8 protein-coding genes are annotated in these 15,325 nt (G+C 64.7%); all 8 read left to right on the top strand.

The window, feature by feature from the left end; all coding sequences use genetic code 11:
* The first annotated feature begins 2 nt into the window (after positions 1–2).
* Positions 3–1,634 carry a multicopper oxidase family protein gene (locus RMET_RS24170; RefSeq protein ID WP_029309913.1) on the top strand — a complete coding sequence of 544 codons (1,632 nt, stop codon included), beginning with the start codon at positions 3–5 and terminating at the stop codon, positions 1,632–1,634.
* Between the two features lie 17 nt (positions 1,635–1,651).
* Positions 1,652–9,748, top strand: a complete 8,097-nt coding sequence (locus RMET_RS24165; RefSeq protein ID WP_011519133.1) for an Ig-like domain-containing protein — start codon at positions 1,652–1,654, stop codon at positions 9,746–9,748.
* 12 nt (positions 9,749–9,760) lie between these two features.
* The gene (locus tag RMET_RS24160; protein ID WP_011519132.1) at positions 9,761–10,249 is read left to right on the top strand and encodes a hypothetical protein; all 489 of its coding nucleotides are present in this window, start codon (positions 9,761–9,763) and stop codon (positions 10,247–10,249) included.
* Between the two features lie 48 nt (positions 10,250–10,297).
* A complete protein-coding gene (locus RMET_RS24155; RefSeq protein WP_011519131.1) occupies positions 10,298–11,077 on the top strand; it encodes a LolA-like protein in 780 nt (259 codons plus the stop codon).
* A gap of 15 nt (positions 11,078–11,092) precedes the next feature.
* On the top strand, positions 11,093–11,941 hold the full coding sequence (locus RMET_RS24150) for a hypothetical protein (RefSeq protein WP_011519130.1): 849 nt from the start codon (positions 11,093–11,095) through the stop codon (positions 11,939–11,941).
* Positions 11,938–13,563, top strand: coding sequence for a c-type cytochrome (locus RMET_RS24145; protein WP_011519129.1), 1,626 nt, complete (start codon positions 11,938–11,940; stop codon positions 13,561–13,563). Before RMET_RS24150 ends, RMET_RS24145 begins: the two co-directional genes overlap by 4 nt.
* A gap of 131 nt (positions 13,564–13,694) precedes the next feature.
* A complete protein-coding gene (locus RMET_RS24140; protein ID WP_029306311.1) occupies positions 13,695–14,318 on the top strand; it encodes an SCO family protein in 624 nt (207 codons plus the stop codon).
* Positions 14,319–14,370: 52 nt separating this feature from the next.
* Positions 14,371–15,246: a peptidyl-prolyl cis-trans isomerase gene (locus RMET_RS24135; protein WP_011519127.1), complete on the top strand. Its 876-nt coding sequence runs from the start codon at positions 14,371–14,373 to the stop codon at positions 15,244–15,246.
* Positions 15,247–15,325: the final 79 nt, after the last annotated feature.

Here is a 15,325-nt window from a genome sequence, read left to right as displayed (position 1 = left end):
CCGTGAGCCAACTATCCAGAAACAGGGGGGCGTCCAGGGTGGCATCGCTGGCCTGTGCCGGTGTGGTTGCACTGGCCTGCGCATCGGTGCAGGCCGCGGCGCCCGGCATCACTGGCCCGGTGTTCAACCTGAACGCCGAAGCGAACCGCATCAGCCAGCCTGACGGATCGAGCATCTATTCATGGGGCTATGGTTGCAAGACCACGCCGACCGGCTTCCTTCCTGCCAACATCACGGGTACGTGCTCCTCGATGCAGATTCCGGGGCCGACGCTTATCGTCAGGCAGGGGGACACCGTCACCGTCACGCTGACCAACAACCTTCCTGCGGCGGCCGGTACCACGTCGATCCTGTTTCCGGGCTTCCAGGTCTGCGCGGCGGCGCTGAAACCGGACAAGACCTGCCCGAACACACCGACCGGTGTCCCGGGCCTCCTGACGCGCGAAGCGGCCAACGGTGGTGGCACGGTGACCTACAGCTTCGTTGCCACCACGCCGGGTACCCATTCCTACTACAGCGGCACGCAGGGCGATCTGCAGATCGAGATGGGGATGTATGGGGCGCTCATCGTACTGCCCACATCGGGTGGCGGTGGCGCGACGGTCGTGCCGCCCGGATGCCGCGCGGTGGCTGCCACGCTGCCGGATGGCCAGACCGACTACCGCAATGCGGCAGCCGCCTACAACAATCCGTCGGCCTGCTACGACCGTGAGTACCTGTTTCAGTTCTCCGAGCTCGATCCGCGTATCCATGAGCAGGCGGAGCAGCAGGCCGCCAAGACGTGCAACCAGCCCAACGGGTGCATGTCCGTGGTCACCGAGCCGTACCATCCGGCGTACTTCATGATCAACGGTCGCTCGATGCCGGACCTCATGGACCCGAACTATGCCGTGCAGTACCCGCATCAGCCCTATAACGGCAATCCGCATATGCATCCTGGGGAACTGGTGCTGTTGCGGATTATCGGGACTGGCCGCTGGCAGCACCCCTTCCACGAGCACGGCAATCACGTGCGCGTGCTGGCCAGGGACGGCAACCTGCTGTTGAGCCAGACCGATTCGACCAAGCTGGCCGGGCCGCTGCTGTTCACCACCACGACCACGCCGGGGCTGGCCATGGACGGCATCTTCTACTGGACGGGCAAGGGCCTGAACTGGGACGTGTACGGCCATGTGGCTGGCGCTGTCTACACCGATCCGGCTTTCCCCGCGTACGCCGGCAAGCCGGTGGTGTGCCAGCCGGACGCGAATGGCTATTACACGGTCGATCCGCACGCGCCGAACTACTACGAGTGGTGCGCCGACCATAACAAGGCGCTCGAGGCGCATCCGTTCGGCAATGTCGCCAGTGGCGGGCCGGTGACGCTACCCGACGCCAACATCCTGACCAACGGCGCGTGGTACGGCGGCAGTCCATACCTCGGCCCGGACGCCACGATCCGCGCCGTGGGCGCCAATGGCACCACACCGCCTTCCGGGACCATCGCCAATTCGCCTACGAGCGAGGCTGGCTTCGCCTTCATGTGGCATTCGCACAATGAGCGCGAGATCACCACGAACAATATTTTCCCGGGCGGAATGATGATGATGATGCTTGTGGACCCACAGGCATTCACGATTAACGAAGGCAACTAGCGGGCGGGAGAAACGCGATGAGATCCGATCAGTTCAGGGCCAGGGTGCTTGACCTGGTCAAGGCAGGACTCGCGGTGTCGCTGCTGCTCGTGGCGAGCGGCGAGTCTCTTGCACAAACCGTCAACCTCACGGCCCAGGCGGCCACGGCGGCAATGCCTGATGGCCAGGTCGTGCCGATGTGGGGCTACAAGTGCGGCACCGCCACCGGCGCGACATGCGTGGCGTCCAATGCGAACGCCGGTACGGGCTGGTCGCCGGTCATTATCCGGGTGCCATACATTGGCGCCGCGACCACGTTGACCATCAACCTCACCAACAGCCTGCCGGTGCCCAAGAACGCCACGAGCGGGGTTCCGACCTCGCTGGTCATCGCGGGACAGCTGGGAGGCGGCCTCGGCAAGACGGCCACGACCACGGCCAGCCCGGCCCACCCGGTGCAAAGCGCAACGTGGCCGATTGCCGGCGGATCCGCACAGTTCACGCCGCCCCAACAGGCCGCGCGCGTCCAGTCGTTCTCGACCGAAGTGGCGACGGGCGGGATGGCTACGCTGACGTGGAGCAACCTCAAGCCTGGCACCTATCTCATCGAATCGGGCACGCACCCGTCGATTCAGGGTCCCATGGGGCTCTACGGGATGCTGATCGTGACCACGCCGGCCAGTGCCGGCAACCCCGCGCTGGCATACACCAACGTCCCTTATGACGCTGACCTGCCGCTGCTGCTGAGCGAAGTCGACCCCGTGCAGAACGCTGCGGTGGCAGCGGCGGTGGCGACGCCGAACTTCAGCGAGACCGCAGTCTGGTCGGGGCAGGCCGGCAGTTGCGGGGACCCGAAGTCCCCAACGTTCGGCACCTGCTACCCGCCTGCCGTGAACTACGATCCACGCTACTACATGATCAATGGCGTGGCCTTCGATCGCACGAACCAGAACCGGTCCAGCTTCCCGGTCAGCACCACGCCCACCACGGGCAGGATTCTCGTGCGCTATGTCAATGCAGGGCTGCGCGCGCACGTGCCGGTGATCGTGGGTGCCCAGACCGGCAACGCCGGCTCGTCCGGTGTTGCGTTGATCGCTGAGGACGGCAACGTGCTGCCCGGCACGCCCAAGGTGCAGAGCGCCACGTTCCTGGCTGCCGGCAAGGCCTACGACGTGATGATGAACGCGCCTGCGAGTGGCGCGCTGGCCCTGCCGGTGTTCGACCGGCAACTCAGTCTGTCGACGAACAACCAGCGCGATGGCGGCATGCAGGCCTACATCGCGGTCAATGGTGGCGCGCTGCCTCAGGCGTCGTCGTCGACGAATGCGGTGGCCAACCCTGATACGTATTTCCTGGTCCCCGGCAATCCGGTCATCGTGGCGGACCCGGCCAAAGGCGTGATCGCCAATGATGTTGGCGTCTATGGGGTGACGGTGCAGCAGGGGCCTTCTGGCGGTACGCTGACATTGAACCCGGATGGGACGTTTACATACAGCCCGGCTAGTGGCACCACCACTGACAGCTTCATCTATCAGGCCAATGGCAATCCAGCGATCAAGGCCAAGGTCACGCTGGCTGCCTGCACCTCCAATTCAAAATGCCTGGGCAAGGCGCCCGTGGCGGTGGACGACGCCTTCTCCAGCAGTACGGCCTCGCGCTACCAGTCAGGCGCGCCCGGCGTACTGGCCAACGACACTGATCCTTCGGGTCTGCTTCTGACGGCTGCCATTTCTGGCGCCGTGCAGGGCGGCACGGTGACGCTGAATCAGGATGGATCGTTTACGGCCATTCCCTCGGCGCCGCCGTCGGGCAACGGTACGGCAACGGTACGTTTCAGCTACACGGCCGTAAACTCGCAGAAGACATCCAGCAAGCCGGCCACGGTGACCGTGACATTCGCGGGCGGAAGCGGGCTTGTCGTGGCCGTCAAGGATGCCCCGACCGGAACACCGATCAACGACTACCGCTGGATCATCGAGGAAGACCGCACTTTCTACATCGATCCTGCCTGTCAGGTTAACAGCACGAAGCGACCGGCCAACTGTCCGCCGCTGCCCGTGCCGAGTCTGGGCACCAACTTCCACACCAGCTACATGCCTGTGGTTGCCTCGGGATGCGTCGGCGTGGTGGCTTGCGAATCCGGGCAGTCGGTGCTTGACCCGAACACCGGCACGCATTCGGCAGCGACCTGCGATGTCGGCAACGGTACTTGCCGTACCGATGCCGCGCAGAAAACCCCGCTGGACCCGAGTCAGGTGGTGCTGGACCCCGCCAAGCGCTACTACATCTCGATCCTGCCAGGCGATGCCGGCAATCCGTTCAGCGCCGGGGCGGGCGCGCCGAAGCCGGTGGACCCGAACAACGCGAACAGCCCGCTGCGGCCGTTCAGCATTGCCGCGGATTGTCCGTCCGGCCCCGCAGGCGCGGATTTCGCGCCGGGCTCGGGTACCTGTGGCCACGGCATGGGCGGCGCGCCCATCGCGGCGGGCCAGAAAACGGTGAACGTCCTGCTGCAGCAGACGCCCTTGCAGACCGCGAAGATCTCGGTGTTCGTGTTCGAGGACGACGCGCCGCTCAATGGCGAAGTCGATGTCAGCGGCGGCACGGACGGCTTCGGCACGGCCCGCGAACCGGGCCTGGGCGGCTTCGAGATCAAGCTCTTCGACGATGCCGGCGGCACGGGCGATCCGACCGGACAGATGACCTACGACATGTTCAACATGCCGTTGTCGAACTCTCTGCAGGGAACGATCGATCCGCTCACGGGGCTGGATGCCTGCCCGATTTCGAAGTCTCCGCCCAATGGCACGCTGGTCGGCATGATCCCGACCTGCCCGAAATTCGAATCCGATGGCAAGACGCTGTCGCCACTGGTGGGGCAGGCGATCATCGCCAACCTGATGCCGGGCCGCTACGGCGTTGTGGCAACGCCCGCAGCCGATCGGATCGGCCGGGGCGAGGAGTGGCTCCAGACCAATACGCTTGACGGCCAGAAAGCACACGATGCGTTCATCAAGGTTGGCGGGCCGTCCTACTTCCAGGAGTTCGGGCCGGCTGGCTTCCATGTATCGGTCGGCTTTGCCAATCCGAAGATCATCAATGCCCGCCTGAAGGCAATCTGCGCAAGCGCGGGGTCAGGCTGCGTCAACAGTGTGAAAGGCAGGATCACCAACCTGCACTACAGCCGGCCGCCCAACCAGCATCTGTACGGCAGCGGATCGCGCGATTCGCTTGGCTTCACGCAATGCTATGTGAGCGTGGGTGACCCCGACGGGGAGGATATTGCCTTCGCGAAGTGCAATGCCGACGGCACCTTCTCCGTATCGGGCATTCCGGACGGGACATACCGCCTGACCGTCTTCGACCAATGGAACGACCAGATCGTCGATGGCCTGGCTACCGCATTCCAGGTGAAGGGCGGTCAGAACATGGTCCTGGGCGATATCCCGGTATTGCAATGGCACACCAACCTGTACACGCGCACCTTCATCGACACGAACAAGGATGGCGTGTCCCAGAGCGGTGAACCGGGGTTGACGCTTGTTCCCACCAATATCCGGTTCCGCGACGGCAGCTACTCGAACTTCAACAACACCGATCTCAACGGCTATGCGGCGTTCAACGAGGTGTTCCCGCTGTTCAACTGGTACGTAGTCGAAGCCGATACCACACGCTTCAAGCAGACGGGCGTGCACGTGGTCTATGACTCGGGTGGTCCGCCGGACGGCACGCCGGGCGGGGGGACGTCTTCGATCGCGTCGAACTATGCCAACACCCTGGAATCGAGCACGGCTCATCTGCCGAACCCCCTGCGGGTACCGGGATCGGTGTACTGCGACAACGCGGACTGCAATGGATACTCGATCCAGAACGGACCCGGCAGCAGCGCGCACCAGCCATCCACGGGCCGTATCGATCCGCCGTGGATCACCACCATGGGCTGGCAGGGCTTCTCGGGCCAAAGCGGATTCATCGAGTTCGGCAAACAGCCATTCGCCGCGAACGAGAACGGTGGCATCCGTGGCGAGGTCATCTACGCCTCGACGCGTCCGTTTGATGATCCAGCGCTGCTGATCCATACGAGCTGGACGCCGAACGTGCCGAACGTGACGGTGAATCTCTACCAGAAGACGGTTGCGGCTGACGGCTCGGTTGCGCTCACGCTGGTCGATACTACGAAGACCAGTAGCTGGGACGACTTCGCGCAGGGCTTCCGCACCAACAACGTGCCGAACATGAACTGCCCTGGGCAGGAGACGCAGGCCAAGGACCCGTTCTTCTTCACGTTGCGCAACAGCACGCAGTGGCTGGACCCGACCCAGAAGCAGTTGCCGTCGAACGCGCAGTTCAAATGCTATGACGGGATGCACGCCTTCAACCAGCTGCAGCCTGCGCCGTACGATGGGATGTACAGCTTCCCGAGCGTTACCGGCCGCAACCCTGGCAACGGGAATGCCACCGGGACCAACTGCACGATCTGCGTGAAAAACCCGACCGGCGACGGCACCATGATGCTGCCCCCGGGCAAGTATGTGGTGGAAGTCATCCTTCCACCCGGATACGAGCTGGTCAAGGAAGAGGACAAGAACATCCTGATTGGCGACAACTACATCGCGCCGGTCACGCAGCAGTTCGGCGCGCTTGGCAATATCTTCATCCTGCCCGACCAGGCCGCGGTAAACGCCACCTACAACCGCTTCAATGCCCAGAATCCGACCACGGGCCTCGGTTCGTCGCCACGGCATGAGGGCGACACGGGCAGCGTGGAAACGTTCTGGCCGTGCGTTGGCGCGTTGCGCGTCGTGCCGGACTACATCAGCCTGTTCCCGGGCTCGAAGGAGGTGGCGCCGTTTGCAGGTGCTTCGCGGAACCTGTGCGATCGCAAGGAAGTCATCCTGACCGACCAGATGACCGTACTGGCCAAGTTCTGGGTCTTCAGCTCCACCCATGTGGCCGCGCACTATACGGGCTTCATGCTGGACGACTTCTCGTCCGAGTTCGATCCATACTCGCCGCAGTTCGGTGAGAAGTTCGCCGTGCCCAATGTGCCGATCTCGATCAAGGATTTCGGCGGCACCGAAGTGGCGCGCGTCTACTCGGACCAATGGGGCATTTTCAACGGCCTGAACTATTCCACCTGGGAGGTCAATCCGCCCAATCCGACTGGTTACGCGCCGACCATGATGGTGGCGTGCATGAACGATCCGGATATGCCCGACCCGGCGCACCCCGGCAAGACCATGCGCGACCCGCTCTACAACCCCGGCTACAGCCAGTTCTGCTACGAGATCCCGTTCATGCCGGGCCAGACGCAGTACATGGACACGCCAGTGGTGCCTGTCCAGGCGTTCGCGGATGGCTACAACCAGCCGGACTGCGCCTATCCCGACGCCACGCCAGCCATTTCGACCGTGCAAGGCGATACGGTGGGTACTGGCAGCGGGCCATGGGTGCAGGCGGCAGGCAACAGCCTGACCATCAAGGCGCTTGGCGATCAGACGGTGACCAACCACGCCTACAGCGGCCCATCGGCCACGACGGCGCCGTTCAACGCGAAGTCCATCAGCCGGCATTACGGCTTTGGTAGCCGGCCTGCCGGTTGCCCGGCTTCGGGTCCGTGTCCGAACGTGACCATCGGCGGCAAGCCGATGACCGACGTGACGTGGAGCGACCTCAGCATCACGGGCAAGGTGCCCGCCGGCGTGGCGGCGTGCTCGGTGCAGCAGGCGGGTCAGTCTGCGGCCCAGTGCGGCGAACTTTCGATCGTGGCGGCCAATGGCAAGACGTCGATCGACACCGTTACCGTCACTATCGGTGGCAAGGCGCCGACGTTCGTCAACGGAGAGAACGGATCCAACAATGCCATCCAGACTGCCATCGACAAGGCGAGCCCGGGCGACATGATCCTGGTGGGCCCCGGCACGTACAACGAGATGCTGCTGATGTGGAAGCCTGTGCGCCTGCAAGGTGTCGGCGCTCCGTCGGTCGTGGTCAACGCCAATACGCATCCTTCGGGCAAGCTCGATCCGTGGCGCAGGCAGGTGCAGTGCCTGTTTGGCGTGGCGACGAACGGCGGTCTGATCTCCGCGACCAATCCGTATGACAAGTCGGGAACGTACACCTGCCCGGCGAACATGCAGCGGCAGGTGGATGCGATTCCGCTCGAACCGGTGATCGGCTGGGATGGCACGCTGAATGGCAACCTGGGCGAGCTGCTTATCGAGCCGACGCTGATGGGCGCCTACGAAGGGGCGGCGATCACGGTCCTGGCCAAGGGGGTACGTGACGTGTCCGTGAACGGCGTGCTGCAATCCGACCCGAACTGCAGCGCCAACGGCATCTGCACGCCGCTGACCAGCAGCGCGGCGGATTGCTCCACCTATCCGAGCAACTTCCTCTGCAACCCGTCGCGGATTGATGGCATCACCTTTACCAATAGTTCGCAAGGCGGTGGCGGGATTTTCCTGCACGGCTGGAACCACAACATGGAGGTCTCCAACAACCGCGTGTTCGGCAACGCCGGAACGCTGACAGGTGGCATCACGGTGGGGCAGGTGGAAGTGCCTGACGGCACCATCGCCGCCGACGGCTTCACGCAGCAGCCGTTTGCCTACAACACCAACGTGAAGGTGCACCACAACGCTGTCACGTCGAATGCCTCCTACGGCGACGAGATCAACTCCACCACGCCGTCTTCGGCGGGTGGGGTGACGTTCTGCTCGGGTGCCGACAACTACAAGTTCGACTACAACTGGGTGTGCGGGAACATCAGCAGCGGCGACGGTGGCGGCGTGGCTCACTTCGGCTTCAGCTACTTCGGCGAGATGTCGCATAACTGGGTGCTCTTCAACCAGAGCAACAACCCCACGCTACCCACCTATGGCGGCGGCATCATCGTTCAGGGGGTTCCGCCGGATGGCACCTTCTGCGAAAACTCGGCAACCGACCTGGATTGCGCGCCGCAGTTGTCCGATGGCGCGGGCCCGGGGATAAAGATCGACAGCAACCTGATCGTCGGCAACACGGCGGAAAGCGGCAAGGGTGGCGGGCTGCGGCTCCAGTCGGTCAACGGCACCGACGTGGCGCGTAGCCCGACGAACCCGAGCCGCTGGTACCAGGTGTCCGTCACCAACAACATCATCGCCAACAACGTGGCGGGTTGGGCTGGAGGCGGGGTGTCGATTCAGGATGCGGTGTACGTGAGCTTCATCAACAACACGGTTGTGTCGAATGACTCGACGGCGTCCGCCGGCGTGCTGTTCAACACCGCCGCGGCAAGCCAGGCCAACGTACCACCGCCGACCAACTGCACCACCGTGGGTGCGGAAACGACCTGTGACCCGATCACGACATCCACCTATCAGCCAGCGGGACTGGAGACCGCGCGGCATACGCAGAACCTGCTCGGCGCGTTCAATGGACAGAGCGTGAACTGTCCGGCCGGGCTCCCGGGGTGCAAGACGTACTCGAACCCGGTGATCGCCAATAACCTGTTCTGGCAGAACCGGTCCTTCTACATCAAGGTGGGCGCGCTCGACCAAGGGATACCCGGCCTGCAGAACATCGTGACCCTGATCCCGACGCTGAACCAGTCGGGACATGCCACCGGCTACTGCGCGCCCAAAGCGGTGTACTGGGACATCGGCGCCTATGGCGACCAGGGGCCGAGCGACCACTCGTCGGGACTGACGCTTGCGCCACGGCAGTCGATCCTGACGGATGCCGCCGACTATCAGGGGCAGGGGAATCTGGGCTCCAATCCGGCCCTGGTGAGCCAGTACTGCAATGGCTCGCGCAAGCCGCCGGAAGCGGGTGGCAACGGCATCTCGGTGCCACCGGGCATTGCCGATGCGGTGATCCCGAACCCGCTGTTCAGCCTGACGCCGTCGGCCACGCCGGACGAGGGTAACCAGTGGATCAACATGTCCTACGGTCCGTTGTCGCTGGTGAATGCCTCCGTCACCGCGGGCAGCGCGGGGTACGGCGTGCCGCTTGGCAATTACTCGATTACGGGCGCGTCTCCGGCGATCAATGCGGCAGGGGCGGGTGCGCCGGACCACGACTTCTTCGGGACGCCACGGCCGCAAGGCGGTGGGGTGGACATCGGCGCGGTCGAGTACGTGCCCTCGAAATAAGGCGGCAACGAAATGACCTGTTTCGCATGCATCCTGACCACCACGGCGTTGCTGCTTGCCAGCGGCGCCGTGCCCGGCGCGCTGGCCGCGTCGGGCGATGCGACGGCGGCCAAGGCAGGCTCCGCGTCCGCGTATCGGCCCGTCAATGTGCCGAAACGGGCCCAGTCCTACTACGAGCTGAATCGCGGCGTGGACAACCTGCGGGTACGCCGCACGGCGTCGGGCAACCTGCTGCGCTTCAGTTTTCGCGTCGTCCAGCCTGAAATCGCTCAGGTGCTGGGCGACAAGAACGCCACGCCGTATCTGATTGGCCAGCGCACCCACGCACTGCTCGAGATTCCGGTGATGGACAAGATCGGCCAGTTGCGGCAGACCGGGCAACTGGAAGCTGGCCAGGAGTACTGGATGGTGTTTTCCAACAAGGGCAACGTGATCAAGGCCGGCGACCGGGTCAGCATACTGGTTGGCACGTATCGCATCGACGGCCTGGTGGTGGAATAGGTGGACGGGCTCGGACAAGTCGACGCCTGAACCGGGGAGGAGAAACCCATGAACCGAAATCTCTTTGTGGCGCTGGGTCTGGCCGTGCTCGTGACACCGGTCGCGGCCGCCGCCGCCGATGCAGGCCGGATGTCCGCCGCCCAGATCGTCGACCGGAACGTGGCCGCGCGGGGCGGCCTTGCGGCCTGGCGGGCGGTCAATACGCTGACCATGTCGGGCGAACTGGACGCGGGTGGCAAGAAGGAGACGAAGCTACCGTTCGTGGCCACCATGAAGCGCCCCCACAAGGTGCGATTCGAGTTGCGGTTCCAGGACCAGACGGCGGTGCAGGTCTACGACGGCACGCAAGGGTGGAAGGTCCGGCCGTTCCTGGGGCGGGACGGCGCCGAACCGTTCACGCCCGCCGAGGCAAAGGCAGCGGCCGAATGGGCTGAGCTCGACGGGCCGCTGGTCGATTACGCCCGCAAGGGGTCTACCGTCGAACTTGAAGGCACTGACACCGTGGAAGGCCATCGTGCTTACCGGCTCAGGCTGACGACGAAGGATAGGGTGCAACGCAGGGTGTGGGTAGATGCGTCGAGCTTCCTGGAGGTGAAGATGGACGGCGAACCCCGCGTGATGGACGGACGGCCGCGTCCGGTTGCGATCTACTACCGCGAATACGGCAAGGAGAACGGCCTGATGATGCCGCACGTCGTGGAAACCGTGGTTGTTGGCGTCAAGCCGGGGCACAAGATGAAGATCCAGCGAGTGGCCGTGAATCCGCCGGTAGACGATGCGGCGTTCGCCAAGCCGCAGGCTGCCGTTCCGGGAGCCGCAGGCCAGTAGCAGGGGGCGAACGCCATGAGCACCATAGCAACACGCGCCCGGACCATGGGCACCAGGGCGATGGCTGGTAACGCGCTGGCCGCCTGTCTGCTGGTACTGGCAGGCGCGCAGGGCTGCGCGGCGGAGCCTACCGCTGCCGAGGTCGTCGAGAAGCATGGCAAGGCCATTGGCGGCGCGGAAGCCTGGCGCAAGATCGATGCCATGGTATGGGTCGGGCACGTGGAAAGCGCGCAGGCCCCCGCCCAGTTCGTGCTGGCCCTCAAGCGGCCCAACAAGACGCGCTTCGAGATTCGCGGCGGCAGTCAACAGGCCGTGCGGATCTTCGACGGCAATCGCGGCTGGAAGGTGCGTTCGGCGCAGGGCAAGCCGAGCCTGACGCCCTACACGCCGGAAGAGGACAAGTTCGCGCACGACGAGCAGGTCATCGACGGGCCGCTGATCGACTGCGAGGCCAAGGGCATTACCGTGGTGATGGAGGGCACTGACGAGGTTGACGGGCACAAGGCCTACCGGCTCGGTGTCACCTTGCCCTCCGGCAGTTCGCGCCGCGAGTGGATCGACGCGCAGACCTATCTCGATATCAAGTCGGAGCGGCAGTCCCGCAACGCCGCCGGACAGGCGCATCTGGTGACCGTGTACTACCGCGATTACCGGGAGGTGGACGGCGTGCGCCTGCCATTCGTCATTGAGAGCGGCGAGGGCATGGCGCGTGCCGGGGAACGGCTCGTGATCGATCGCATCCAGATGAATCCGCCATTGCAAGACATCATGTTCGCCAAGCCGCCGTCGATGCGTGGCAGCGAAGAAGCGGCACGACCCACTGCGGCGCCCCCATACGGCTTCCGCCCGGCCCCGATGCAATGAACCCGCTTGCTTGCCGACTCTGGCGGATTGCCGCGTGGCTGGCGCTGCTATTGCTGGCGGGCCTAGTCCGTGCCGACCCGCCGCCAGACGCTGGCGAGCGGATTTTCCGGCAGGGCACGCTGGCCTCGGGCGAGCCGCTTCAGGCCATCCGCGATGGCGGGATGCGCATGGAGGGCCAGGCCGCCGCCTGCATGAACTGCCACCGGCGCAGCGGGCTCGGCGCGCGTGCCGGCCTGACGGCGATTCCCCCGATTACGGGCAGGTATCTCTTTCACCCGCGCGCAACTAATCCCGACGATCTCGACCTGCCATTTGTCGATGGCATCCGTATCGACCGCGAGCCCTACACGGAGGCTACGCTGGCACGGGCCATCCGCAGCGGGCTCGACTCGGAAGGCCGGCCACTGAGCTACCTGATGCCGCATTTCGCATTGGACGATGCCGATATGGCGGCGCTGATCGGCTTTTTGAAGCGCCTTGACGCACGCACGCTGCCCGGCGTCGATGGGACCATGCTGCACTTCGCCACGATCATCACGCCAGACGCGGACCCGGTCAAACGCCAGGGAATGCTGGACGTGTTGCAGCACTATTTCGCTGACAAGAACGCGTTCCCGCTGGGCCCCACGCCGCGTCTGCGCGCGTCGCGCAGCATGATGTTCATGGTGAACCGGCGCTGGCAGCTGCATGTCTGGGAACTGAGCGGTGCGCCCTCCACGTGGCAGGCGCAATTGCAGAAACATCTCGCGGAACAGCCCGTGCTCGCCGTGGTATCCGGGCTTGGCGGTTCGAACTGGGCGCCGGTGCACGCGTTCTGCGAGCAGGCAGCCGTGCCGTGCCTGTTTCCCAATGTCGAGGTGCCCGCCGAGGAGGGCAAGGGGTTCTATTCGCTCTACTTTTCCAATGGCGTCACCCTTGAGGCGCAGTTGATGGCACGGTCGATCCTGCGCGGCCAGGACGGCAAGGCAGTTGGCCCGGTGCTTCAGGTATACCGCGAGGGCGATAGCGGTGACGCTGGCGCCAGGGCGCTCGCGGCAGCGCTCATGCCCGCAGGCGTTACGGTGTCGAACCGCGTGCTGAAGGCGCACGAGAGCATCGCCAGCGCACTGCGCAAGGTGCCAAAGGGCAACGTACTGGTGCTTTGGCTGCGCCCGCCGGATGTGGCGGCGCTTGGCGGCAGCCCACCGCCCGGAACGACCGTGCTGATGTCGGGGCTGATGGGCGGGCTGGAACATACGCCTGTCCCTGCGGGCTGGCGAGCGGTCACCGAGTTGGCGTATCCCGTCGACTTGCCCGAACGCCGGCGTGTGCGCGTCGACTATGCGCTCGGATGGTTCACGATCCGGCGCATCCCGCTGGTGGCCGAACAGGTGCAGGCGGATACGTTCCTGGCTTGCGGGCTGCTAGCCGAGACCCTGAACCATATGGCCGATACCTTCCAGCGCGACTACCTCGTGGAGCGCGTGGAGGACATGATCGAGCGCCGCGTCATCACCGGATACTATCCGCGCCTGACTCTCGCGCCAGGGCAGCGATTCGCATCCAAGGGCGGCTACATGGTCCGCTTCTCGGGGCCGGATGGCACCCGGGTTGCGGCGGATGGGGACTGGACGGTGCCCTAGGCGCGCCGGGCGGAGGTTTACCTATCCCAGTTAGGGGAGGGTTCCCCATGCCGCCCTTGGCGCTGCTTGCCCACAATGGAGTAAACACCCGCCAGGGTGCGCGTCAGCGAAACGTCGAGGAGGGGACTCCCATGAAAGCGTACGCAAAGCGTTGGAGCAAAGTGGCGGCAGTGACCGCCGTTGGGCTGATCGTGTGCGTCTCGATGGGCGCCGTCGGTCATGAATCCGACGATCCGCATTCCCATCACGAGATGAAACGGGAGATGCATACGTCCACGGTGGACTATCGCCTGCCGCCGGTGACGCTGGTGCGTGACGATGGGCAGGCCGTGTCGCTGGCCAATGAACTCGATGATGGCCGGCCCGTGGTACTGACCTTCATCTACACCACGTGCACGTCGATCTGTCCGGTCATCAGCCAGACGCTGTCACAGCTTCAGGCGGAACTGGGTCCTGACCGGGACAAGGTGCATCTGGTCTCCATCTCGATCGACCCCGAGCACGACACCCCGGGACGGTTGCGGGAATATGCGGCGAAGTTCGGCGCGGGCCCGGAGTGGCAGCACTACACCGGCGCAGTGTCGGCCAGCGTTGCCGCCCAGAAGGCCTTCAACGTTTATCACGAAGACAAGATGAATCACAGTCCGGTGGTCCTGCTGCGCGCGGCGCCGGGCAAGCCCTGGCTGCGGATAGATGGTTTCGCGACGGCGGACGAGATCCTCCATGCGTACCACCATCTGATGGCGTCGAACTGATCTCGCCGGGCGCACGAACATCGCGCCAGTCGTCCGAATGCGGAGGCCCACCATGAATGCGATTGCCCTGTCTCGTCTGTCAGGTCCGGCACGTCTGGCGCTCGGCCTGATGCTCGCTGCGTGCCTTGCGCCATGTCAGGCAGCGGATGACAGCGGGAGCGGGGCGGGCACAGGCCTGCCGCCCGGAACGCTCGCCGTCGTCAACGGCGTGCCGATTGCGCAGACGCAGCTCGACGACGCCTTGCGTGTGGCGCGCCAGGCAGACACCCCGCAGATGCGCCAGTTCTTCACACAGGAACTGATCGTGCGCGAAGTGCTGCGGCAGTCGGCGGAAAAGGATGGGTATGACCGGAGGCCGGAAGTCGTGCAGGCCGCCAACACCGCGAAGGCGTCGGCGGAGGCGGAGCTTTACCTGCGCGACAACCTGCGCCTCGATCCGATTACCGATGCGCAGGTCAAGGCGCGGTATGACGAGGTAGTCAGCATGATGGGGAAGGAGGAGTACAAGGTCCGCATCATTTCGGTGGCGGACGATCGGACCGCCCGTACCGTGCTGGAAAAGCTCAGGGCGGGCGTGTCCTTCGATGAGCTGGTCCGGATGTACAGCGTGGCGTCGAGCAAGGAGGGCGGGGGCGAGATGCCGTGGATCACGTTCCGGGTGCCCGTGGTCGAAGGCAAGAGCCAGGGCGTGCCGGTAGCCGTGGCCGAAGCCGTCTCCCATCTGGAGGTTGGTGCGGTCACGCAGGAGCCAGTCGTGGTCGACAATCTTCGTGTCATCGTCAGGCTCGATGCGAAGCGTGCCACGCAGGTCCCGGCATTTGACGACGTCAAAGACGACATCCGCAGGCAACTGCATATTGTGGCGCTCAACAAGGCCAGGGCGGATGTGGTCGGCAATCTGATGCAGGCGGCGACGATCCGGCAGTAGAGCCGTAGAGCCGTAGAGCCGTAGAGCCGTAGAGCCGTAGAGCCGTAGGGCAGTAAAGCAGCAGCACCGGCCATCGCCG

Source organism: Cupriavidus metallidurans CH34, assembly GCF_000196015.1.
GTDB classification, from domain to species: Bacteria; Pseudomonadota; Gammaproteobacteria; order Burkholderiales; family Burkholderiaceae; genus Cupriavidus; species Cupriavidus metallidurans.
This window is presented reverse-complemented; position numbering and strand designations above follow the sequence as displayed.

Excerpts from the sequence above, each read along its gene's own strand:
- RMET_RS24165 (WP_011519133.1), top strand. The coding sequence starts at position 1,652 with ATGAGATCCGATCAGTTCAGGGCCAGGGTGCTTGACCTGGTCAAGGCA.
- RMET_RS24160 (WP_011519132.1), top strand. The coding sequence starts at position 9,761 with ATGACCTGTTTCGCATGCATCCTGACCACCACGGCGTTGCTGCTTGCC.
- RMET_RS24155 (WP_011519131.1), top strand. The coding sequence starts at position 10,298 with ATGAACCGAAATCTCTTTGTGGCGCTGGGTCTGGCCGTGCTCGTGACA.
- RMET_RS24150 (WP_011519130.1), top strand. The coding sequence starts at position 11,093 with ATGAGCACCATAGCAACACGCGCCCGGACCATGGGCACCAGGGCGATG.
- RMET_RS24145 (WP_011519129.1), top strand. The coding sequence starts at position 11,938 with ATGAACCCGCTTGCTTGCCGACTCTGGCGGATTGCCGCGTGGCTGGCG.
- RMET_RS24140 (WP_029306311.1), top strand. The coding sequence starts at position 13,695 with ATGAAAGCGTACGCAAAGCGTTGGAGCAAAGTGGCGGCAGTGACCGCC.
- RMET_RS24135 (WP_011519127.1), top strand. The coding sequence starts at position 14,371 with ATGAATGCGATTGCCCTGTCTCGTCTGTCAGGTCCGGCACGTCTGGCG.